This is a genomic window from Cytobacillus praedii, assembly GCF_001439605.1.
In the GTDB taxonomy this organism is placed as follows: Bacteria; Bacillota; Bacilli; order Bacillales; family Cytobacillaceae; genus Cytobacillus; species Cytobacillus praedii.
On record NZ_LMBX01000077.1, the window covers coordinates 1 to 311 of the forward strand.

The 311-nt window shown below is 37.9% G+C and carries 1 pseudogene; it reads right to left on the reverse strand.

Annotated features, from left to right (window positions below):
• Nucleotides 1–311: pseudogene (locus ASU02_RS25550) on the reverse strand (hypothetical protein); the annotation flags it as partial.

Below are 311 nucleotides of genomic sequence, written 5' to 3' on the forward strand. Positions count from 1 at the left end.
CCATTACCTAAATCATACATACCTGGTACATATCGATAAACTCGATACTGTTCTCCCTTTTTCAAAATACGAGGGAGTTTTTTTGTTTTATTAATTTTTTCCCATATGACTGTATCCTGTAAAACAGTTACTTTTCCAATTTGTCCTGGGCGCAGTTCAAGCCCTTTCCAAATTTGCTTTTCACGTTTTGAACCTGTAATTGCATTTTTAGCTAACATCACTTTGGATGGCGTTTCATAACGAATCGCATCTGTACGCTCTACCCAAATATCTCCGCCTAATCCAAGCATTGGAGAAATCGCTTCATAGGC